The 21,819-nt window shown below is 51.4% G+C and carries 18 protein-coding genes; 12 read left to right on the top strand and 6 right to left on the bottom strand.

Annotated elements, in window-relative coordinates:
* Positions 1–42 precede the first annotated feature (42 nt).
* The 7 genes from KH703_RS02835 (at position 43) to KH703_RS02805 (ending at position 7,146) form a co-directional block, all read left to right on the top strand.
* Positions 43–1,173 carry a CinA family protein gene (locus KH703_RS02835; protein ID WP_297961547.1) on the top strand — a complete coding sequence of 377 codons (1,131 nt, stop codon included), beginning with the start codon at positions 43–45 and terminating at the stop codon, positions 1,171–1,173.
* Between the two features lie 11 nt (positions 1,174–1,184).
* Positions 1,185–1,955 carry a hypothetical protein gene (locus KH703_RS02830; RefSeq protein WP_304293954.1) on the top strand — a complete coding sequence of 257 codons (771 nt, stop codon included), beginning with the start codon at positions 1,185–1,187 and terminating at the stop codon, positions 1,953–1,955.
* A gap of 52 nt (positions 1,956–2,007) precedes the next feature.
* Positions 2,008–2,136, top strand: coding sequence for a hypothetical protein (locus tag KH703_RS02825; protein WP_304293952.1), 129 nt, complete (start codon positions 2,008–2,010; stop codon positions 2,134–2,136).
* Between the two features lie 375 nt (positions 2,137–2,511).
* The gene (locus KH703_RS02820) at positions 2,512–3,042 is read left to right on the top strand and encodes an NAD(P)H-dependent oxidoreductase (protein ID WP_304293950.1); all 531 of its coding nucleotides are present in this window, start codon (positions 2,512–2,514) and stop codon (positions 3,040–3,042) included.
* 279 nt (positions 3,043–3,321) lie between these two features.
* Positions 3,322–4,251, top strand: coding sequence for an aspartate carbamoyltransferase catalytic subunit (locus KH703_RS02815; RefSeq protein WP_304293948.1), 930 nt, complete (start codon positions 3,322–3,324; stop codon positions 4,249–4,251).
* The gene (locus KH703_RS02810) at positions 4,248–5,528 is read left to right on the top strand and encodes a dihydroorotase family protein (RefSeq protein ID WP_304293946.1); all 1,281 of its coding nucleotides are present in this window, start codon (positions 4,248–4,250) and stop codon (positions 5,526–5,528) included. Before KH703_RS02815 ends, KH703_RS02810 begins: the two co-directional genes overlap by 4 nt.
* 946 nt (positions 5,529–6,474) lie before the next feature.
* Positions 6,475–7,146 (top strand): RNA polymerase subunit sigma, encoded by a 672-nt coding sequence (locus tag KH703_RS02805; protein WP_304293944.1) that lies wholly within the window; start codon positions 6,475–6,477, stop codon positions 7,144–7,146.
* A 28-nt stretch (positions 7,147–7,174) separates the two neighbouring features.
* Here KH703_RS02805 and KH703_RS02800 read toward each other — a convergent pair whose 3' ends face one another.
* A complete protein-coding gene (locus KH703_RS02800; RefSeq protein WP_304293942.1) occupies positions 7,175–9,628 on the bottom strand; it encodes a molybdopterin-dependent oxidoreductase in 2,454 nt (817 codons plus the stop codon).
* Between the two features lie 197 nt (positions 9,629–9,825).
* Positions 9,826–10,188, bottom strand: coding sequence for a diacylglycerol kinase (locus tag KH703_RS02795; RefSeq protein ID WP_304293940.1), 363 nt, complete (start codon positions 10,186–10,188; stop codon positions 9,826–9,828).
* 67 nt (positions 10,189–10,255) lie between these two features.
* On the opposite strand from KH703_RS02795, the gene KH703_RS02790 reads away from it, so the two are divergent.
* The 5 genes from KH703_RS02790 to KH703_RS02770 all read left to right on the top strand — a co-directional run bounded on the left by KH703_RS02790 (position 10,256) and on the right by KH703_RS02770 (position 18,083).
* Complete coding sequence (locus tag KH703_RS02790) at positions 10,256–11,014, top strand: exodeoxyribonuclease III (protein WP_304293939.1); 759 nt, start codon at positions 10,256–10,258, stop codon at positions 11,012–11,014.
* A gap of 240 nt (positions 11,015–11,254) precedes the next feature.
* Entirely contained in the window at positions 11,255–12,901 is a 1,647-nt protein-coding gene (locus tag KH703_RS02785; RefSeq protein ID WP_304293937.1) for a formate--tetrahydrofolate ligase, read from the top strand.
* A 1,433-nt stretch (positions 12,902–14,334) separates the two neighbouring features.
* Positions 14,335–16,965 (top strand): hypothetical protein, encoded by a 2,631-nt coding sequence (locus tag KH703_RS02780; RefSeq protein WP_304293935.1) that lies wholly within the window; start codon positions 14,335–14,337, stop codon positions 16,963–16,965.
* A 37-nt stretch (positions 16,966–17,002) separates the two neighbouring features.
* Complete coding sequence (locus tag KH703_RS02775) at positions 17,003–17,635, top strand: tetratricopeptide repeat protein (RefSeq protein WP_304293934.1); 633 nt, start codon at positions 17,003–17,005, stop codon at positions 17,633–17,635.
* A gap of 169 nt (positions 17,636–17,804) precedes the next feature.
* Positions 17,805–18,083, top strand: a complete 279-nt coding sequence (locus KH703_RS02770) for a hypothetical protein (RefSeq protein ID WP_304293932.1) — start codon at positions 17,805–17,807, stop codon at positions 18,081–18,083.
* 21 nt (positions 18,084–18,104) lie between these two features.
* On the opposite strand, the gene KH703_RS02765 is transcribed toward KH703_RS02770, so the two are convergent.
* From KH703_RS02765 to KH703_RS02750, 4 genes are all read right to left on the bottom strand, one after another.
* Entirely contained in the window at positions 18,105–18,818 is a 714-nt protein-coding gene (locus KH703_RS02765) for a vWA domain-containing protein (RefSeq protein ID WP_304293930.1), read from the bottom strand.
* 340 nt (positions 18,819–19,158) lie between these two features.
* A complete protein-coding gene (locus KH703_RS02760; RefSeq protein WP_304293928.1) occupies positions 19,159–20,052 on the bottom strand; it encodes a DMT family transporter in 894 nt (297 codons plus the stop codon).
* A gap of 356 nt (positions 20,053–20,408) precedes the next feature.
* Positions 20,409–20,984, bottom strand: a complete 576-nt coding sequence (locus tag KH703_RS02755) for a hypothetical protein (RefSeq protein WP_304293926.1) — start codon at positions 20,982–20,984, stop codon at positions 20,409–20,411.
* 134 nt (positions 20,985–21,118) lie between these two features.
* Positions 21,119–21,814, bottom strand: coding sequence for a hypothetical protein (locus KH703_RS02750; RefSeq protein WP_304293925.1), 696 nt, complete (start codon positions 21,812–21,814; stop codon positions 21,119–21,121).
* Positions 21,815–21,819: the final 5 nt, after the last annotated feature.

Raw genomic sequence — 21,819 nt, 5'->3', positions numbered from 1 at the left:
TGCGTTTATGCTATAATGTGCGAAAATTTAATGAGGGTCTTTATGAAAAATATCATCCTTGTAATCGGCGAGGAGATCCGCTACGACGCGGCTTTGATGAGCTATATTTCTCGCAGCTACGAACGAGTTTTCGGGCGGATGGACGATCTGAAATTCTTAAGCGAAAACGATAAGGTTTTACCCTTCGCGCTTGAAAAGATGATCGATTCGTACGATTTCATCACGATCTTTGCGGCAAACTCCGCTTACGCGGTCGTCGGTAAAATTTTATCGACGCTCTCTTTCGATTCACTTGAGCTGAAAAACGGAGAAACCCTAGCTCCCTCGATGGCGCGCACGGTGGCGAAAAACAGCTTCCTGCTAAACGTCAGAGGCTGCTCGGTAAACGTGATCAAGGCGCTTTGCTTGCAGAGCTTGCCGCCGATCCTTCAAGACGCGCCGAGCGCGGGCGAGAGCTTTTATCTCTTCGATTGCGAATACGAAAGCGTAAAGCAGCGCCTAGAAAGCCTCGCGATCAGTTATAAAATTTCGCTTACGATCAGCAGGCCCTGCTCCTTTTTGCTACTCGTGCGCGCCAGTGCGATGAAATTCGGAGCGCTGGACGCGTTTTTGCAAAGCGTCGGCAAGTATTATGAGAGCTGCTACATCGAAGGCGGCGATTTTATGGGCTTTGTGGTGGATAGACTGCGCGAAATAGGCGCTAAGATCACCTTTGCCGAAAGCTGCACCGCAGGGCTAATCGCCGCAAAATTCGGCGCGGTCGCGGGCGTGAGCGACGTTTTTGACGGCTCGCTCGTAAGCTACGCCAACGAGATAAAAAATCTCTGGCTCAACGTAGGCGAAGATACGCTCGCTCGCTACGGCGCGGTCAGCGCGCAGACCGTGGGCGAGATGCTGGAGGGCGCGCTACAAAGCAGCGGGGCGAGCTTCGCTCTTGCGGTAAGCGGTATCGCGGGCCCCGGCGGCGGAAGCGCGCAAAAGCCCGTAGGGACGGTCTTCATCGGCGCGAAGGAGCAGGGCGGCAAACAGATCGTCGGGGAATTTCATCTAAAGGGCGATCGAAACTACATCCGCGAACAAAGCGCCGATATCGCTATCTGCTTGCTTTTGAAGCTTAGAAGCGATCTGTTTTTCGGGCGGCTTCCGAGCGCGCCTGCGAGAGATGAAATTTAAAGGAGCGGATTTTGAAAAGACGAATTTTGAAAGAGTGCGGACGCGATTTAGCGCAGAATTTTATCCGAGCTAGCGGCGAGCCGGGCTTTAAACGGCTGCGAAATTTCATTTCGACGGGCAGCGGGCAAAATTTTATATCGGCGGATCGCGCTAGAAATTTTAGCTTTATAAGCGCGGTGCGAAATTTCACTTTGGCGCTAGCCGCGGCGTGTGTTTTGAGCGGCTGCGACGGCGGATCGGACGCGCAAGATCGTGAACAAAACGCACGCTCGGAGCAGAATTTTAGCGCGGGCAATCAAGGGCAAAATTTTAATAAAAGCGCGGATAGCTCGGAGCAAAATTCCGCTCAAAGCCCCGTGCAAAATTCTACGCAAGGCTCCGTGCAAAATTCCGTGCCGCATGGCTTTGAGAGCAAGCAAAAATCCGATCTAAACTCCACGATAGACGAGCTTGCAAACGATGCTAAAGTTTTGGGCGAGGCCTTGCAAAATTTACAGAAAAAGGCGCCTGAAGCCTTGAGCGATTTCGCCGCTCGCAACGCAGATAGGATCGAGGATCTGTTAAAGCAGGGCGAGGCGGCGGCACGCGAGGCGGGCAAAAATCTTGATCAGATGGGGCAAAGCCTGCAAGGAATTATAAAAGATGCGAACGAGAGCCTAGGCAAGGTCTTGGAGGGCTTTGGCGTGCAGCTCAGACAGGAGCCGCACGGCGGGCGCTCGCAGGAGCGTGATGAGCATCCGCAGCCCGATGACGGGAGCGGCAGACAAAGCTTTAGAATTTAAATTACGCTAAATTTTACTCAAAATTTTTGTTGCAACTACCACTCGCAAGGAAGTGGCAAGTCTTCGCAGGAGCGTGACGAGCCTGCACGAAAGCGTGACGGACACTCATAAGAGCGCGATGATAGCTTGGAGTCTGATGACGAAAGCGGTGGACAAAGCTTTAGAATTTAAACGTGGCTAAATTTAGCTTAAATTTGTTTGTTATGGCGAATGCTCGCAGAGAAACGGCGCTAAATTTTATTAAAATTTCCCCTGCGCGGCGGTTTCGTTAAAATTTTACTCGCGCGAGCCTCCGCAATGGAATATGAATATTTGCAAAGAAGTGGTAAATCTCTTTAAAATGCAACGAGTGCCCCAAGGGCGAGCATTTCTAAAATAAAGCGCGAGTATTGGATGAAGTTTGGAATTCAAAGCTCCGCTCTTTGACGCTGCTGTAAAGATAAGCGAGTGGCGGTCGGTAAAGCTTTAGAATTTAAGGCTGCTTGCGATAAAACAAGAAAAATTTTACGAAGTAGGGCTATAATGCGCCCCGCAATTTCAAATTTAAAGGATAGAAATGAAAACTCTCATTATTTTAGCCCACCCAAATATCGCAAACTCGCTTGTAAACCGCCACTGGAGGGATGCTGTGCTAGCCCATCCTGATAAGTTCGAGCTTCACGATCTTTATGCGCTTTATGCGGACTTTAAAATCGATGTGGAAAAGGAGCAAAAACTGCTCGAAAGCCACGATAAAATCGTGCTTCAGTTTCCGTTTCGTTTTTCAAACTGCACACCGCTTCTTAAGCAGTGGTTTGAGGATGTTTTTACGCGTGGCTGGGCTTATGGCGCAGAGAGCGGCGGCAAGCTTAAAGGCAAAAAATTCGCGCTTGCGATCTCGCTTGGCGCGACCGAGGCAAACTACTCTAAAAACGGCATCGTGGGCTTTAGCGTAGATGAGGTGCTAGCGCCATTTAAAGCTACATTTAATTTCGTCGGCGCGATTGCGCTACCAAATTTCGTCTCATACGGCTTTACTTACGATAAAAGCGAGCAAGCCGTAGAAAATAGTGCGAAAAATTATATAGAGTATTTAAATAAGCTTTAAATTCTTTGCTTTTCTAGCCGCCCGCTGCGCGTAAAGCTTTAAAATTTTACGTAAGCGGCGCGGCGGATTTTTTAAAATTTTCGCTCAAGAAGCCTAAATTTAATCTCAAAATTTTTAAATTTTACCCCGAAATTCCGCTCGCGCTTCGTATGCGAACTCAAATGAAATTACAAGCAAAATCCCGCGTCTAAATTTGAGCTCCGCTCTTAAATTTTAAAATTTTATCAGAGATTTTTTTATACAATTACGGCTGAAATTCGGCCCAAAAAAGGAGAGGGAATGTATAAGCTAAAGCATCTTCTTAGCGCGCAGGATCTGAGCCGCGAGGACATCTACGACTTTATAGATCTGGCGCGCGAGTTTAAAGCGCTCAACCGCAGCGATATCAAAAAATCCGACTCGCTTCGCGGCAAGACGGTCATCAACGCGTTTTTTGAAAACTCCACCCGCACACGCACTAGCTTTGAGATCGCAGCCAAGCGTCTGGGCGCAGACAGCATAAATTTCAACGCCGCAGATAGCAGCACGAAAAAGGGCGAGACGCTGATCGACACCATCAGAAATATGCAGGCGATGCGCACCGATATCTTCGTGTTGCGCCACAGCTGCTCGGGCGCGGCGAAATTCGTCGCGGCCAACTGCGATGCATCGATCGTAAATGCGGGCGACGGGCTGAACGAGCACCCGAGCCAGGCGCTGCTTGATCTTTTTACGATAAGCGAGCACAAGGGCAGGATCGAGAATTTAAACGTCGCGATCATCGGCGATATATTTCGCTCGCGCGTAGCTAGAAGCGACATCTGGGCGATGAAAAAGCTCGGCATAAACGTGCGGCTCTTCGGCCCTCCGATGATGTTGCGCGACTGCGACGCGTTCGGCTGCCCGATATGCAAAAGCGTAGAGGAGGCGATCGAGGGCGCCGACGTCATCATCATGCTTAGAATTCAGCTTGAGCGGCAGGACGGCGAGCCGAGTTTCCCAAGCGTGCGCGAGTACTCGAAATTTTTCGGACTTACCGCTAAGCGGATGCAAGCGGCGAAAGAGGGCGTCATGATAATGCACCCGGGCCCGATCAACCGCGGCGTGGAGATCAACTCCGACGTAGCCGACGATCCGCGCTATAGCTGCGTTTTAGATCAGGTAGAAAACGGCGAGGCGATGCGAATGGCGATACTTCATACGATAAATTTAAACAGGAGCGCACGATGAAAATTTTGATAAAAAACGGCACGATCGTTAATTGGGGCGGCAGCGAGGAAGCAAACGTCCTGATCGAAGGCGATAAAATTTCAAAGATCACGCGCGAGTGTCCCGCCGCAGATCGCGTCATAGACGCTGCGGGCAAGCTCGTGATGCCGGGGCTTATCGATATGCACGTGCATTTTAGAGACCCAGGGCTCGAATACAAAGACGACGTCATCAGCGGCAGCGAAACCGCGGTCGCAGGCGGCGTGACGACCTGCCTCCCGATGGCAAATACCAAGCCCGTGAACGATAACTCAAGCATCACGCGCGCGATGATCGCCAAGGCTAAGGCGCGCGGGCTTATCGATCTATTGCCCATAGGCGCGATCTCGCAGGACTGCAAGGGCGCAAAGATCGTCGAGATGGGCGATATGCTTGAGGCAGGCTGCGTGGCTTTCAGCGACGACGGGCTGCCCGTGACTGACAGCTCCGTGATGCGACAGGCGCTCGAATACTCCGCGCACTTCGGCTCGTTCGTGATAAATCACAGCGAGGATTGCTCGCTTTGCCACGGCGGCGTGATGAACGAGGGCAAGATAAGCGCGATCCTCGGTCTAAAGGGGATGGCGAGCGAAAAAGAGGAGATCATGATCGCGCGCGATCTGCTACTTGCCAAAAAGACGGGCGGGCACATCCACATCGCGCACGTAAGCTCGGCGTGGTCGCTAAAGCTCATAAAGCAGGCTAAACGCGAGGGCATCCGCGTCACCTGCGAGGCTACGCCGCATCATTTTACCTTCGACGAGCGCGAGCTGATGGGATACGATACAAATTTTAAAATGTCGCCGCCGCTTCGCACCCAAAGCGACGTGCAGGCGATCAGAGAGGCGCTTAAAAGCGGTCTGATCGACGCCATCGTGACCGATCACGCGCCGCACAACACCGACGATAAATTTGTCGAATTCGACCATGCGCCGTTTGGAATTTTGGGGCTTCAAACCCTCGTGCCGCTTACGCTGCGGCTCGTAAACGAAGGCGTCATCGGCCTTGAAGACATGGTGCGACTGTGCTCGTTTAACCCGGCTAAAATTCTAAATTTAAAAGACAAAGGCGAGATCAAAGAGGGCTTTTTGGCCGACATCACGATCATCGATCCGCAGATTTCTTACGTTTACGACGAGGCGCTAAATAAGTCCAAATCGCGCAACTCGCCGCTTTTCGGCAAGCAGCTTACGGGCGCTGCGGTATGCACGATCAAAGGCGGTCGCGTGGTCTATGAGTTTCCAAACGTCGTAGCGTAGGGCGCTTTCGGCGTGGGGATTGCGATCGGCGGCTTGCGGGCAGAGCTTGCGAGTGGTAGCTTGCCGACGAGCGGTATTCGTAGCGCAAATGGCGCTATTGCTTAATTTTAAATTTAGCTAGTTTGGACGCAACGGCTCGCTTTTAAAATTTCATAGCGCGAGCTTGCTTGGGATAGGCGCGATCCTCGATCCCGCAGTGCGACCGCCCTGGTTAAATTTAGTGACAGCTCACTTTTAAAATTTCATAACGCGAGCGCGATTGAAATTTCTTTAAAGCGGTTTGTCATTTTTAAAGTGCGCGTAAATTTAACGCACGTCGCCTTGTTTGTGGCATTTGTAGATTTCGGCTTCGGAATTTTATCCGTGCTCATGCGCGAGCTGCTCTAAATTTATAACGGCACCTCTTTCGATGCGGCGGCTTTTAAATTTATGTTCGCGGCGGTTGAGAATTCTATCTTTTCGCAGATTTGTTTTTGCTTCACGCGCAAATTTTATCGTGATTAAATTTGTCGCTAAGGCGCAAAATTTTAAAATTTTGCCGCCGCTAGCTTTTGGTGCGGAGCATAAATAATCCGCTGCATGAATGTAAGCGTCTAAATTTAAAGATATCTATAAATGGCGAATTATATTTCTCGTGCGCGCTGTGCGTCGCGCTAAAATCGGCTCTGCGCGGCAATCCTAAGCCGCCGCTGCAAGATCAAAAATATATAAAATATTTAAATTTTGAGTTTACAAAGGAGCATTTCCGCACCGCAGAGGGTGTGAGCCGCGCAGCGCATGGCGGCGTAAACGACGCAAGTAAAGCTGCGGAGCAAAAAGATGCGTACGGCGCAGTGCAGAGCAGTGTGACGGAGGCAGTGAAACAAAAGCGCGCGAACAGCAAAGAAGCGGCAAATGAAAAAGCGGCGAGAAAAAAGGCGCCGACGAAAGCACGGGCTCGCCACTTTTGCAAAAAGCGTGCGAGTTTTTCACCGGACGGCTCGCGCAAAAAGGACGCGAAGACGAGCCGATCTACGCGCAGCGGTGTTGGATAGAGCAGTGCCTAAAGCTCGGTCTGAAGGACGCGGGGCTTAGTATTCCAACTTTCGCAAAAGATAGAGCGCTTTTGGGCTTTTCGGGGATGAACGTAAACGGCATCGTCTGCCGCTTTGAGGACTTTGACGGCGTTTTTACGCCTGATTGGAAATACGATCGCGACAAAAAGGCTTGGTATGTGAAATACGTCGAGCGCCTTTGGCGCGGGATGCCGCGGTATGCGCTAAACGCACGCGATAACAGCGCAGAATTCGAGAATGTTTTAGTGCAAATCAGGGATTTTGCGAGTAAGATAGGCTGCGAAAACTTCGCGCAGACGTTTGATAATGCGCTTAAGACGCTGCGGGGCGAAGTCCCCGTAGGCGAGTATTACGCCGTTTCGTTTGCAGCGCTGCCGCAGCCGAGCTTGAGGGCGTTTGCCGCAGCGGGGATCGCCGATGTATTCGGTGCGATGGGTTCTTGGGACGATGAGCCGCCGTCTATGGCGCAAGAAATGGGGCTCGGGGACGAATACGACCGCCTCTCGGACGAGCTCTTGGCGCAGAAAAACTTAGCGATTTTGTTTGCGATAAACGGCTGGTAGGGCTTTGGCACAAGAGCTAGAAAGCGCGCTAAGCCTCTATCGTCGCGGGTCTATCAAACGCCGTTACGCTCGGCAGTTCGCCTTTAAATTTCTCGATCTGCACCATGCTCGTGTGCGCGGTGTTGCTTTGCGATAGCTGCGAGCTCGGTACGTCCCTCGTTAGCACGTTTATGTTGCCGTGTTTGCAAAGACTTTTCTCACCCCAGACGGCAGGATCGTACCACGCGCCCTCGCTTACGATCACGACGTTATCTTGCGCTGTATCGCTTACCAGCGCGCCGCAGAGGATCTCGCCTCGGTCGTTATAGATCCTTACTACGTCGCCCGTTTTGATGTCGCGCGCCTTTGCCGTGGCGGGGCTAATTAGCGCGGGTTCGCGGCCCGCAATCTCGGCGTAGTTGCGGATGAGCGAGCTGTTTAGCTGCGAGTGGAGTCTAAATTTAGAGTGCGCGCCGCTGATGGCGATAGGATACTTGCTCACGTCGCCGCCCAGCCACTCAAACGGCTCCATCCACGTCGCGTGCGGCGGGCAGTCGGCATAGCCTAGTTTTTCGACCGCTTCGGAGTGGAGCTCGATCTTGCCCGACGGGGTTTTTAGCGCGTTTTTCTCGGGATCGGCGCGGAAGTCCGCGTAGTTTGTGAAGTACCGCTTTTTCTCGTCTACTTGATCAAATTTAACGTAACCTTTTTGCCAAAACTCCTCAAATTTAGGCATCGCTATGCCCATGCCTTCGGCTTTTTGGACTGCATCGGCGTAGATTTCCTTCACCCACTCAAGCTCCGTTTTGCCCTCGCTAAAGGCCTGCTCGTACTCCTCGCCCCACTGCGCGCAGATGAGCCGCGCGATCTCAAAGTCGCTCTTGCTCTCGCCCGCGGGCTTTACTAGCGGCTTAATCGCAAAAAGATATTCGCTAGTCGAGTTTGCAAACTCGATATCCGTGCGCTCGCACTCAAGAGCCGACGGCAACACGATGTCGCTGAGCCTCGCCGTACTAGTCCAAAAGGGCTCGGTTGTGATGATCGCTTCTATCTTACGCATCGCTTCGACCGCGCGGTTGGTGTCGGGATGGCGGGTGAAGGTCGAGCCGTTGGCGTTAAACATCACGCGGATGTGCGGCATGACGTATTTTTTGCCATTGCGCTCGATTTCTTTGCCCGGCTCCATGATCGCGTCTATGAGCCTGCTGTTTGGTATCTCGTGGTATTTGGCCTTGGCTAGCTTGCCTTGCGGGGCGATGTATTTTTCGTTTACCGCGGGATTAAAGGCCTGAAGCTTTGGCGCGATGAAGCTAATATCGGCGTTTTTATGCATCTGATCGTTCATCACGTATCCGCGCCCCGTCTTGCCGATATCGCCTAGCATCGCAGCCAGCGTGATGAGCGCCCAGTACGCCATCTCGCCGTGGTGCTGTCGCTGTATCGCGTAGCCCGTGACTATGAGCGTGTCTTTTTTAGCTAGCGTGTCGGCTAGGCTTTTTAGCTCCTTTTCGCTCACGCCGCAAATTTTACTCGCCCATTTTAGATCCTTTTTCACGCCGTCTTTTGCGCCGGTGAAATACTCCTTAAATTTATCGAACCCGACCGTGTAGCGCTCAATAAATTCTTTGTCGTAAAGCCCGTTTTCGTAAAGATATTCGCAAAGCCCGATTAGCATCGCCGTATCGGTGCAAGGGCGCACGGCGAGATAGTGCGCGCCAAAATACTCCGCCGTTTCGTTGCGATAAACGTCGATGCTGTAAATTTTCATCTCGCCTTTTTTAAATTTCTCTTTCATAATCTCGTAGTAGGCGTAGGAGTTGTGCATCGGCACGCCGATAGCGATCTTGTTTGAGACGACGGGGTTCGTGCCCCAAAACACGATCGTTTTAGCCTCCTTTACCACGCCCTCCCAGCGCGTAGGATTATGCGTCGGATCGATTGATCCCGTCACGTGAGGCAAAAACGCCGTCGCCGCACCGTATGAGTAGCCGCCAAGCTCGCTCACGTAGCCTCCTAGCGCGTTTAGCATGCGCTTTGCGGTGCGCTGCGAGTGACCTACCTTGCCTAGGCTGCCCCACTGATAAAGCTGCCCGTAAATGGCCTGCGAGCCGTATTTATCGAAGTTTTCTTTTAAAATTTTAGCGCTTAGCTTTATCGCCTCGTCCCAGCTAACGCGCACGAAGGGCTCTTTGCCGCGAAGCTCGGGTTTTGGATCTGCGGGATCGGCAAGGAAGCTTTTGCGCACGTAGGGGTATTTCACGCGCGTTTCGTTTTGGATGTGATCGCTTAGGGCGTTGTTTAGCACCGTTGGCATCGCGTCGCCCTCGAACGGCTCGGTGCCCACGACCCTACCGCCGATGGTTTGGACGTAAAATGCGCCAAATTTATTCGCGCAAAGCCCCATCTGCTCGTCAAATATCGCCTGCGCCGCCGCGTCAAATTGTTTTGCCTGCGCTGAAGCCGCAGCTAGCGCACCTAGTTTTAGAAAGTCTCGTCTTTTCATGATTCTGCCTTAAATTTAAATTTGTTTGTTGGTTTGGTTTAAATTTAGCGGGATTTATGAGGTTGAACTTTGCATCGTTTGCCTTTATAACGTATTACGCGACCTCGCGTCTTGGCGGCGATTTTACGAAATTTAGGCTTAATTTGCCATTTATCTATGGCGCTGCGGCGAAATTAAATTTTTATACGCAGTTGCCGCTAAAATAGCTTATCTATCAGCGCGTAGCCCCACAGCGCGGCGTTGAGAAATAGGCTCATCATCACCGCCGTGCTTGCGGTGTCTTTGGCGCCCTTGGCTAGCGGGTGGATTTCGCTCGTGGCAAGATCGACCGCGCGCTCAATAGCGGAGTTTACGCACTCAAGAGCTATAGTAAAGATCGCACCGAAGATCAAAAATAGATTTAGTACTGCGCCGAAATTCCAAAAAAATAGCGACAGCAGAAGCGGCACGAACACGCAAAGCTCGAGTCTAAAGCTACGCTCGCTGCGAAGCATCTCGGCAAGACCCGCCATCGCGTAGCCCCAGTTGGCAAAAAATCGGTATTTGGGCTGATTGCGCATAATTTTCCTTTAAATTTAGTCAAAATTTCGTATAATCATACCAAAATTTTTAGGCCAAAGGCTAAATTTGAAACTGATTAGTTGGAACGTAAACGGGCTGCGCGCAGTGCTCGGCAAAGACGGCTTTGCGTGGCTTTCGGAGCAAAACCCCGATTTTTTGGGCTTGCAAGAGATCAAGGTGAGCGAAAAGGACGCTCCAAAAGGGCTTTATGAGCTTGGATTTTCTCAGATCGATCTAAATTCCGCCGCTCGCGCAGGCTATTCGGGTGTGGCGAGCCTAGCGAAATTTAAAAGCGAGACGAGCAAGGCGCTGTTTTTCCCCGACGACGAGGGGCGCGTGCTGCAGCACCGCTTCGGCGATGTCGTGCTTTTTAATATCTACTTTCCCAACGGACAAAAGGACGAGGCGCGGCTAGCCTACAAGATGGAATTTTACGCGAAATTCCTAGCCTACGCGCGCAGCCTTGCGGAGCAGGGACTCGGGGTGATATTTTGCGGCGACGTGAATACCGCGCACCGCGAGATCGATCTTGCAAACCCCAAAGCAAACTCCAAAACCTCGGGCTTTTTGCCGATCGAGCGGGCGTGGCTCGATGAGGTGGAGGCGGCGGGCTTCATCGATACTTTCCGTGCCGTGCGCGGCGAGCTGCGGGATGCCTACTCGTGGTGGAGCTACCGCTTTAACGCGCGCGCCAAAAACGTAGGCTGGCGGATCGATTATTTTTTCATCTCGGCAAATTTGCGCTCGCAGCTAAAGGACGCTTTCATCCTAAGCGACGTGATGGGCAGCGATCACTGCCCCGTGGGTATCGAGATCGAAATTTAGCGGGGCGAATTTTGCGCCGCGAGCTTTGATCTTGCGCGGCTCGCGGATAAGGTGCGCGTCCGCAAGGGCGGGCGGATTGCGATATCTGCGCGGTATCCGGACGACTTTCGGCTCGGCTTGCGGATTTGTCGCTCGCAGGCGGAGGGTTTTCGTAGAAATTTAGCGCTAGAGAGCCCGCGAGAGCCTAAGTAGGCAGCGAATAAACGCTGCGCGATAAAATTTTAAATTTAAGGAGAGAAAATGTTGAGCGATATCGAAATAGCAAATGCGGCGAAGCCGGATAAAATTTCAAACGTTGCGAAAAATTTGGGGCTTAGTGAGGATGAGATCGAGCTGTACGGCCACTACAAAGCCAAGCTAAATATCAAGCCGCGCTCGCGCGCTTCGAAGCTTATTTTGGTCACGGCGACCAATCCGACGCCGTTTGGCGAGGGCAAAACTACGACCTCCATCGGTCTAGCCGACGCGCTAAAACGTCTGGGCAAAAGCGTTTGCCTTGCGCTGCGCGAACCGTCGCTGGGGCCAGTTTTTGGTATCAAAGGCGGCGCCGCGGGCGGCGGGTACTCGCAGCTGGTGCCGATGGACGATCTAAATTTACACTTCAACGGCGATTTTCACGCGATCACCTCTGCAAATAACCTAATTTCGGCGGTCATCGACAACTCACTATATCAAGAAAACCCGCTAAAGATCGATAAAATTTTATGGAAGCGCTGCATGGATATGAACGATCGCGCGCTGCGCCACATCACCATAGGTCAGGGCGGACGTACCGACGGAGTAGAGCGTGAGGACGGCTTTAATATCACCGCGGCTAGCGAGATAATGGCGGTTCTGTGCCTCTCAAACGATCTTGCCGAGCTTAAGGAAAACATCGCAAACATCATGGTCGCCTACGATATGCAGGGAGAGCCGATATACGTGCGCGATCTGGGCTGCGCGGATGCCGTGGCGATCCTGCTAAAAGACGCGATGAAGCCTAATCTCATCCAAAGCCTTGAGCACACGCCCGCGCTCGTGCACGGAGGACCCTTTGCAAATATCGCGCACGGCTGCAACTCCATAATGGCGAGCAAGCTTGCGCTCTCGCTAGCAGATTACGCCGTGACGGAGGCGGGCTTCGGAAGCGAGCTCGGGGCTGAAAAATTTATCGACATCAAGTGCCGCCGCGCGGGTATCGCTCCAGATGCTGCGGTTCTGGTTAGCACGATCCGCTCGCTTAAATACAACGGCGGCGCGGATAAAGAAAGTATCGCGAGCCCTGATCTTGCCGCGCTTCAAAAAGGCATCGTAAATTTAGGCGGGCATATTGAAATTTTACAAAATTTCGGGCTAAATCCGGTCGTGGCGCTTAATCGCTTTAGCTTCGATAGCGACGGCGAGATCGCCTTCGTGCGCGATTATTGCAAGCAGCGCGGCGTGCAGATGGCGATTTGCGAAAATTTCGCCAAAGGAGGCGAGGGCGCGCTTGAGCTAGCCCGTCTCGTAGTAGATGAGTGCGAGCGCGCCAAGGAGCTTAAATTCGCCTACGAGCTTAGCGACGATACGGCGAGCAAGATCGAAAAGATCGCTACTAAAATTTACGGCGCGAGCGAGGTCGTTTTCGAGCCAGAAGCGCAAAAGGCGCTGCAGCACATCAAGGCCTTGGGACTTGAGCGGCTAAACGTCTGCATTGCAAAGACGCAGTATAGCTTCAGCGACGATGCCAAGGCGCTTGGGCGGGCGCGCGGCTTTAAGCTCAGCGTCAAAGATCTTCAAATTCGCACGGGAGCGGGATTCATCGTCGCCGTCTGTGGCAAGATAATGCTTATGCCGGGGCTACCGAAGGTCCCTAACGCGCTAAATATGAGGATCACGGACGATGGCGTAATAAGCGGACTGGCGTGATTTGGGATTTATTTTCGGCGCTCAAAACCAAAGCCGAGAATTCCGCGCTTGGGCGGTAAAATTTAGCTGCGGGCTTCGGCGGCGATAAATTTTGCTTGCAGGTTGCGGCGAGTTTATCGCGCCTCGGTTTTAATGCGTCATAGTTTTACTACGCTCGAGCTTTATCGCGCCGGATTTTAGCCGGTCGAGTTTTGGTTAGTCGGATTAGTCGGATTTTGGCGCGCCGAGCTCAGCCCGCGGAATTTCATTAAATTTCGCGCAATATCTACGCAGAAATTCGGCGCGAAACCCGCGCGGGTTTGCATTTGAAATTCCGCTCGCAAAATTCCACGCAAAAACCGAGCGCAAGATCTTAAGCCTAGCCGCCCGCGAGCTTGTGAGCTCACTCGCGGCAAGATTTAAAATTTCATAACGCGTGGGCTCGCCGTGAAATTTAAAATTTCACGCGGCTGCGCACAGCGCCATGTGTCGCTACGAGATTTTAAATTTCATGTCGAGCGCACCGTGAAATTAATCTGTCGGTCGTGCAGCAGATCGCCGCACGATCTAAAATTCGCGCTTGTGCCGCGACATACGCCGCGGCAAGTTAAATTATGCGGCAGGCAAGCTAAATTTTACGCTCGTACGATCAAGTCATGTTGGCGGAGGTTTGCAGTGCCCGGATTAAATTTTACGCACTGCCGTGCATCGCCTGCGGTGGGCACGGATGCTTGATCCGCTCTGCTTGCAAAGGCGCAGGCGGCTATAGCTGCGCGGTAACAGGATTAAATTTTACGAGCCGATGCGTCGCGGCAATGAAATTTTGCGCCGTGCTACCCGCTGCGACTAAATTTGTGCGATGATATGTCGGCTATGCGCTCGTAAATTAAATTGTACTCCACGCACCCGTCGTCTGATTGTCGCGCGGGATTGAAATTTGCGCGCCGCTTATCGCAGAATTTTAGGCCGCTGCACGCCGCGCCATAGCTGTCGTGAAATTTTAAATTGCATGTCGTACGCACGAGCTAGCCGTGAAATTTAAAATTTTATGCAGGCGTGAAATTTGCTTCGCGTTACGCTGTGTCGTACATCGTCGCGAGCCAAATTATGCGCTGTTGCGAAATTAAAAGTCTTGCATGCCCGCTGCTACCGCTCGCGCGCCGTATGCTTGGCGGCTCCGTTTTGCGATCCGTTCGCGCCGTATTTGTTGCGATCAGTTACGCGCGTCGCCGTCGCAGTGCGAAATTCCGCGTCGAGCTCTATTTTATTTGCAGCGAGATTTTACGGCGTGCAATGAATGGCGCTAAATTCCATCCTGCGTGAGATTTTGGAATTTTAAAATTCCCTTTCGCGGTATAATTATATGAAATGCTAAAATTTGCAGGATTTCAATAAAGGAATTTTAAAATTTATGCGGCGCGGCTTTGTGGCGCGCCCGCAAGAAAGGAGCGATCATGGACAAGCTGGATAAAGAGGAGCTTGCAGAGGCGTTTGTTGCTAGACTCAAAGCCTTAGCGCGTAGTGGCGGCGCCGATCTGCGCGAGCTTGATCGCGAGTTTTACGGATTTAGCGTGAGGCTTGGCGTGCGATATGACTTTGCCGGCAAGTTTAGCGTCTCGCAGATAAGTGGCGGTGAGCGTGCTCAGCTGCATTTCGCTGGCATCGAGCAGTTCGAAGCTCATGCGCGCGAGTGCCTGCGCGCGGCAAGTGCAGATGCGGAGCTAAGCGAGGCCTTTATGCTGCGTCTGCGCGCAGACCCCCAAAAAGCCGCTACGAATGCGGATCAAATCATAAAATTCCACGATTTTAAGCCCTTTAGCGTTCATCTGCGTTGCGAGCATTGCGGCGGATCTGGTAGGAGACGCTGCAAAGGCTGCGAAAGCGCAGGCAAGACGCCGTGCGCTAACTGCGGCGGGCGCGGGCGCTTGATCTGCCCCGATTGCAAGGGTACCGGCGGCTATAGCCGCGCGGCATTAAGCTCTACGAACGCTCATGCGCGCAGCCTTTCTGGAGGCGATTCTGCAGGCTCTGCGTCAAATTCTATGGGCTATCGCTTCATCCCCTGCGCTAGCTGCGGCGGTAGCGGCTCGCGCATTTGTCCCGCTTGCGGCGGCGCAGGTAGATTGCGCTGCGAAAAGTGCGGTGGTACGGGTGATTTTCGCTGCGAACACTGCGATGGGCGCGGGTATTTCACTCGCACCGGCAAAGTATCCGTTTATGCTCGCCCGAGCGTCAGCATAGGCGCTAGCTCGCAGGTTTTCGGGCGCGAGCTGCTGGAGTTTTTATGCAGCAAGGGCGTAGGTTTTGCAGCACGCAGACTTTTGTTTCGTCTAAGCTCGCTGCGAGCGGTGCAGGGCGGCTGCGAAGCGGTATTTAGCGCGGAGGATGATTTTTTGCGCTTGAGTTTTGCTGTCTGCGGCAAGGCTTACGATGCGGCGTGCTTTGGTGGCGCGACATTCGTAAGACCTAACTTTTTGGACGAAGTTTTTGCGTCGGAGCTTGCGGCGGTGCACGGCGTGCCCGCTAGGCTAGGGCAGAACGATGCGCAAAGCCTTTTTGCGCTATTTCGCGCAAAGCCTGTGCTGGATGTGGCGATGCGCCTAGCTAGTGCTAAGCTGCGCGGCGAGACGCTAAATCTCGAGCAGTTGCGCAGCGCGGATGGACATTTTAACTCTGTAAATTCTACTTGCGGCACGGCCGATTGCGATGCTTTGAGCCTTGCAAAAGACGCTTCGCGCAAAGAAAATCTCAAGGGCAGCGCAAGCATAAAATTCGCGGGCACGAAATTTGCTAGCGCTTCGGCAAATTCTATGGGCTTGGAAGATAATCGCTTGGAGTTGCGCGGAGAGCAAGGCAGGTTTGCAGGCGCCGTGAGCGGTGGCGTAAAATTTACAGGGGCAGATCTTTTGGAAGGTGGAGAGAATTCTGCCGGCGATTTTGAGGCTAGGCAGCAAAGCAGCGAAGCTCTCACGCAGAATGGATCTAATTTTGCAGGTTCGCAAGAGGGCTTAGGCGGCACTTCTGATCGCGCCGCGGAGGGTCTTTGCGAATTATACGGCGAGCGAGATTACCGAGATTTAAGCGCCTTGGGTGCTGAAAATTCCACAAATTTCATAGACTCCGCCGCAATAAATTCCGAAAATCTAGCCGCTGCAAAATTTAAAAATTGCGCGAATACGCGAGATCCTGCCGCGTCAAATTCTAAAATTTCGCCTTTTGCTCGATTAAAGAAATTATTTTTCCCGCATTCTTTGCGCGAGGATTGCGCGCAAAGTTTTGCCGCGGCGATTATGCGCGTTTGTGAGGGCTTTATTTCGCAGCAATGCGCTCGTGATTTGGGCGGAGCGATGGCTGGGGCGCTTGGCGTGCTAAGTCCGCGATATGACCGCGCGGTGTGGTGCATAGGCGGAGGCGCGCTCATCGCAGCGGCTATACTGGCGTGCGAGGGCTGCTTCGAGATGATCTTTGCGGAGCATTATTTTTGGGCACTTGCATGTGGCGTGGCAATCGCTGCTGCGGGGCTGTTAGGCGGTGTGGCGCTGTGGCTGGCAAGCGCAGTGCGGTGCGTCGTAAAAGCTCGTAAAATTCCGCGAGAGTATCGCTGCGGCAGGGGCGGCGCGGCGTTTGCTCGCTTTTGCAAAGCTCTGCTCTGCGCCGTTTTGGTTAGCGCAATCTACGGAGGTGCGGCAAATACGGGCTACGTACCGAAAACCGGCGCAGCAGGGCTGCTGCGAGGGTGGATGCCTGCATTTTTTGAGGACGAAAATTCCGCTTCCGCGAGTAATGGCGTAAATTCTGCAGACAAAAATTCTACGAGTGCAAGCTCTAGCGGCTCTGAAAGCCCTGCTTCAAATTCCGTTTCCGGGGCGACTAAGGATTCCGCTGCTATGCAAAAGGATAAAATTTTATATATCCAAAAAAGCATCGGAGTGAAGCAAGATGGGATTTTTGGCGCACGCACGCTAAAAAAGGCGAGAGAGGTTTTGGATCAAAATCTAAGCGGCGTCGATGAAATTTACGAGGCGCTAAAAAGCAAAGAGCAGGCGACGACAAATCTACGCCAATGCAATAAATCCGCACCTTAGGCTTAGCGCGCGATCTTAAAAAACGAAAAGGATGAAAATGAAAAATAAAATTTCAGTTCTAGCGCTTATCGCGACGTTTGCTGCAAATTTCGCGCTTGCCGAAAATTTTGAAATCACCGCAGACGATATAAGCTGGGCTACAAAATCCTGCGATAAGGGCGATGTGAAGGCGTGCGGGGCCTTGGCGCAGATTTATAATTATGGCTGGGGCGTGCCGCAAGATCTGCTAAAGGCTGCGCCGTTATACGTCAAAGCTTGCAAAGGCGGCGATGCGGAGTCGTGCGTAAATTTAGGCATTTTGTATCAAAGCGGAGAGGGGATGCCGTGCGATGAGGTGAAGGCGGCAGAGCTGTTCGACAAAGCCTGCGATGACGGGCACGCGATAGGCTGCAGTAACGCAGGCTCTGCGTATATCAAAGGCAGAGGCGTGCGCAAAGACGCTATAAAGGGCGTAGGTTACTATGTGCGCGGTTGCGATATGGATATCGCGGACAGCTGGCTTGCGTGCTTAAATTTAGCGCGTCTTTACGAGGGTGCAGATAATGCAAAAGCCGCACAGTACTATAAAAAAGCCTGCGAGCTGGGCGGCAAGGATAGATTTATGAGCTCGGTAGCGGAGCATGAAAGGGCATGGCAAAGCTCATGCGAAAGCTACGAAAGGCTTAAATAGCCGCGCAAATCCATGCTTTGAAGCAGACCCCCGCGCTCGCCGTGGCTACGGAGTAAGAACCATAGCAGATTTCGCATAAATAGTGCAAATCTAAACATTAAGTATCCTGTGGGAGCGGAAATATAACGGCGCAAGTTCTTAGCGGGCTCGTATTTTAGGAGACAAAATCATGACGTTAGCGCTGATCCGCCACGTTACGCCGCTGATCGATCGCGGCGTATGCGACGCCGCAGAAGCGGCACGGCGCGCGATCCTGTATGACGCTACGCAAAGCTTAGCTTTGTGGCAAACCGATAAATTTAAAAGCAGTGTCGCATACGAAAAGCTCGCCCGCGTAAGCCGAGTATGCTCGTCGCCGCTGCCGCGCGCCGCACTTATGGCGCACATTTTCACATCGCCGCCTATTTTAGTGCCGCCGCTCGTTTCCGAAGCGGCACTTCATTTCTAGCGCGCCTCGCCTCGCGATTTGCTATTTTTTGTCTTTAAGCACCTTGTCGCGCCATTTTGAGTTTGCTTTGTTGTCGGTCGCTACGTCTTTGGATATCTCGGCCGCCGCTTCGAAATTTTTACTCACGCCCTCTTTGGAATTCTCGTATTTTAAGGCGTTTTCGCTTTTGATGCCGATGCTTCGCGCTTCGCTTGCGGCGTCGATATTAGCGCCCAAAAAGATAAATTCCCAGTCGTATTTTTCCTGCTTGTCGCTAATCATCCTTTTAATCTGCGCTTTGGAGTATTCGCGGCTTGAGTTTTCCTGCCCGTCGGTGATGATGACGAAAAGCACGCGATTGTTTTTGGCATAGATGTCAGGCACTCGCTCGATACGCGCTATCGTGCTGCCGACGGCGTCTAATAGCGCGGTGTTGCCACCGGCGTAGTACTCTTTGGACGTTAGGTTTTCGACCTTTTTAAGCGGCGTGCGGTCGTGGATGACGTTAAATTTCGTATCGAAAAGCACGGTCGTGACGCTAGCGTCGATGCCCTCTTTGCGCTCCTTTTCTATCATCGAGTTAAATCCGCCGATCGTGTCGCTCTCAAGCCCGCTCATCGAGCCCGATTTATCTAGGATCAGCACCAATTCCAGGTGATTTACGCCGTCTTTATGATCGGGTGGTGTGGCGAGCTCTACACTTTTGGCAAACATTATGCCCGCAAGCGCGGCAACAAGAAGGATGATTTTTTTCATAGGGGCTCCTTTGTTAAAATTTCATTATTTTACTATTGTATCGCTTAATCAATGAAATTTTTGTATCGCTTAATCAATGAAATTTTATCGCTAAAGCTTCGCCGCACGCCCCAGCTACGTAAATTTTAATACGAAATTTTGTCGTGGAATTTTAACGTATCCTTGCGCACGGCGCCGCAAAATTCTGCGCGACATAGAATTTTGCATGGCGCGGAATTTCGCTGTGGAATTTTAAGGCGCAGAATTTTATGCAGCACGGAATTTTGCATGTAAATTTTATGCGGCACGGAATTTTATGGCGCAAAATTCCACGTGGCATGGAATTTATGGCGCCGTAAAATCAAACATCTGCGGATCTGCTACGTTTCGCGCTGAGGTAGCTTCCGATCTCGCTTATCAAAACGCCTGCGAGGATGAGTGCCGCGCCTAAAATTTGCATCGCGCTTAGCCTTTCGCCGCCCACAAATACGCCCATAATGCCCGCCGTTACGGGCTCTAGCGTGAAAAATAGAGCGGTTTTTACGGGCGTCGTGTATTTTTGCATCAAGGCCTGCGCAAAAAAGCCGAAAACCGTTCCCAGCAGGCAGATCACCGCCATCGCGACAAAAAAGCTTCTATCCATCACCGGCACGATGCTGACCCTCTCGAAAAAGATCGCCGCAAAGCAGCAAAGCACGCTTAAGCAGAGGATCTGTACGTAGGCGATGCCCGCTACGTCGCAGCTTTGCACGAAGCGGTTGGTCAGCACGATGTGAAACGAATATGCGCACGCGCAAACTAGCGCCAGCGCTTCGCCCTTGCCGAGCCCAAGCTGCGTATCGCCGATGAGATAGAGCCCAGCGATCGCGAGCGCGATGCCCGCGTAGGCGTAGGAGTAAATTTTATGCCTAAACAGCGCCGCGGCGATGAAGGGTACGAGCGCGACGTTTAGGCCGATGATGAACGCCACGGAGGAGCTTTGCGCAAATTTAAAAGCGAAGGTCTGCGACGTAAAACCCGCGAATAAAAACAGGCTAAGCACCGCGCCGTGCTTGATCTCGCGCGAAGTTATGGCTTTGAGCTTGGGAAAAAATATCGCGCCTGCGATGATGCTCGCGGCAAAAAAGCGCCAAAATAGCAGCACAAAGACGTTGTTGCTCGCAAGCGCCTGCGAGGTGGGCAGATACCCGAGCCCAAAAGCGATCGCCACGAAGAGCATTCCGATGTCGGCTCTGAATTCCAAACTTTTATTCATCTGCGTCCTTTTTTTGAAAATTTAAAGTCGTAATTTTACGAAATTTTAGGTAAAAAATAGGCTAAATTTAGGCGGAGCGGTTTGGAATTTTGGTTTTTAAAATCGCGAGTTAAATTTAAACGCCGCGCTCATTTTTTTTGAGCTTGCGTTGGGCTTATGCACACTTACTTGTACGCGCGATCATTGCGTCGCTTCGCCGCAACTTGTCATAAATACAGCTGCTACTCGCGCGATTATTATGCTGCTTTGCTACGGCTTGTCATAAATTTCATAGCTATTGCTCGCGCGTGGCTAAATTTAAAATTTAATCGCCCGCGCCCTCTTTGTCGTTTTTTAGAATTTCTATGTTTGCGCGCTCATTCGCGCCTTTTAAGCTTATAGTTTTTTTGAGCGCGGATTTTAAAAGGGGGAGTCTTTGCCTCTTTTGATTTCATCATCTTATAGCGCCTCTTTCTTATCTCTGCTTCGATAAATTTTATATCTTGCTGTGCGTATGGGAATGAGAGCATAAAATTTTTGCCGCTTTGCCCGTCTTCTACTATCAAAATCGGCATCTCGCCCCTCATCCCTTTCTCCGTAAGGGCGTTTTCTATATCGATCTTTGTGCTAAATTTAAACGATAAAAATCTACACTCTTTCCTTACGGTGCGGCTATCTATGATGACGCCCTTTTCGGATAACGGCAGTATGGCAATTAGCATCATTGCAAGACCCATCACGATCACAAGTGTGGTCTCGCCGCCGCCTCTTTGCATATACCCGCCTACGCATAGAGGATCGTTTGTATCAAAGCATGCAACTTTATCTCCGCCTCTTGTTGTTTTTATCCAAGGCTCATCAAACGCTACCAGCGAACCCCAGGATAAAAATAGCACGATAAGCATAGTTTTTGCTATGGGACTAGGAGGTATGAGCCAGGCGCCCTTTTGCACGGTTTTATAAGAGGCTTTGCTTATAAAAACCATGCTTTTAAAATGGCAAGCCCAAACAGTAAAAGATTTATGCCAAATACCAAATATAAAAATATCATGCCGCCGCCTTAAATTTAGATATTTTTAGCGTTAAATTAAGCCCAGGCATCTTGCTCGCTCGCTTTGGTCTTTGAAATTTCAGCTAGCTTTTCTAATATAAAATTTTGCAAAAAATCTATATCCCTTCGTGCATACAAAAATCCCGCCCCGAATTTAACGCCGCTAATTTTGCCGCGTATGCTGATTATTTTTACGCCTCTTATAAACCCTACGGCGCATATCATTTCGTCAAAGCCTATCTTTTCCGTATGCCTAAACGGCAGAACCTCCCATTCTTTGCAGATGCCGCTTTTATCTATTCTAATCCCTTTTTGAATTAGTACGATAAAAGAAAAAATTATGGCGCAGACAGATATGATTTTGCTAAGTATTAGTCTGGGCTTGCTTATTTGCAGATATCCATCCACGCATCTGGGATCGTCTTCTTCGAAGCATCTTAAATTTATGCCCGCCGCTTTGTATTCCTGCGAGCAAACTTTATCGTGGGTGTAAAAGCAGGGTATCGGCTCGCCGTTATGTTTTGCTACGTGCGGGCTGGATAGAGTGACTACGCCGAAGCTTAGGCATATTATAAATATAGGTATCTTTAAAAGCGGATCGGTTTGGATAAATAATGTCCCGCGATACACGGTTTTATACGATCTGTTTGTCTGAAGCAATGAAACAAGAAGGCAAAAGCCTATCGTAACATAAAGGATTATCGTAGCAAACTCGACTATACTTTGCGACATAATAA

The organism is Campylobacter gracilis, from assembly GCF_018374135.1.
GTDB classification, from domain to species: domain Bacteria; phylum Campylobacterota; class Campylobacteria; order Campylobacterales; family Campylobacteraceae; genus Campylobacter_B; species Campylobacter_B gracilis_A.
The sequence above is the reverse complement of the archived record's forward strand: the minus strand, read 5'-3'. Positions and strand labels throughout refer to the sequence as shown.

Excerpts from the sequence above, each read along its gene's own strand:
- KH703_RS02820 (WP_304293950.1), top strand. The coding sequence starts at position 2,512 with ATGAAAACTCTCATTATTTTAGCCCACCCAAATATCGCAAACTCGCTT.
- KH703_RS02785 (WP_304293937.1), top strand. The coding sequence starts at position 11,255 with ATGTTGAGCGATATCGAAATAGCAAATGCGGCGAAGCCGGATAAAATT.
- KH703_RS02780 (WP_304293935.1), top strand. The coding sequence starts at position 14,335 with ATGGACAAGCTGGATAAAGAGGAGCTTGCAGAGGCGTTTGTTGCTAGA.
- KH703_RS02835 (WP_297961547.1), top strand. The coding sequence starts at position 43 with ATGAAAAATATCATCCTTGTAATCGGCGAGGAGATCCGCTACGACGCG.
- KH703_RS02765 (WP_304293930.1), bottom strand. The coding sequence starts at position 18,818 with ATGAAAAAAATCATCCTTCTTGTTGCCGCGCTTGCGGGCATAATGTTT.
- KH703_RS02775 (WP_304293934.1), top strand. The coding sequence starts at position 17,003 with ATGAAAAATAAAATTTCAGTTCTAGCGCTTATCGCGACGTTTGCTGCA.
- KH703_RS02795 (WP_304293940.1), bottom strand. The coding sequence starts at position 10,188 with ATGCGCAATCAGCCCAAATACCGATTTTTTGCCAACTGGGGCTACGCG.
- KH703_RS02760 (WP_304293928.1), bottom strand. The coding sequence starts at position 20,052 with ATGAATAAAAGTTTGGAATTCAGAGCCGACATCGGAATGCTCTTCGTG.
- KH703_RS02815 (WP_304293948.1), top strand. The coding sequence starts at position 3,322 with ATGTATAAGCTAAAGCATCTTCTTAGCGCGCAGGATCTGAGCCGCGAG.
- KH703_RS02750 (WP_304293925.1), bottom strand. The coding sequence starts at position 21,814 with ATGTCGCAAAGTATAGTCGAGTTTGCTACGATAATCCTTTATGTTACG.
- KH703_RS02800 (WP_304293942.1), bottom strand. The coding sequence starts at position 9,628 with ATGAAAAGACGAGACTTTCTAAAACTAGGTGCGCTAGCTGCGGCTTCA.
- KH703_RS02810 (WP_304293946.1), top strand. The coding sequence starts at position 4,248 with ATGAAAATTTTGATAAAAAACGGCACGATCGTTAATTGGGGCGGCAGC.
- KH703_RS02770 (WP_304293932.1), top strand. The coding sequence starts at position 17,805 with ATGACGTTAGCGCTGATCCGCCACGTTACGCCGCTGATCGATCGCGGC.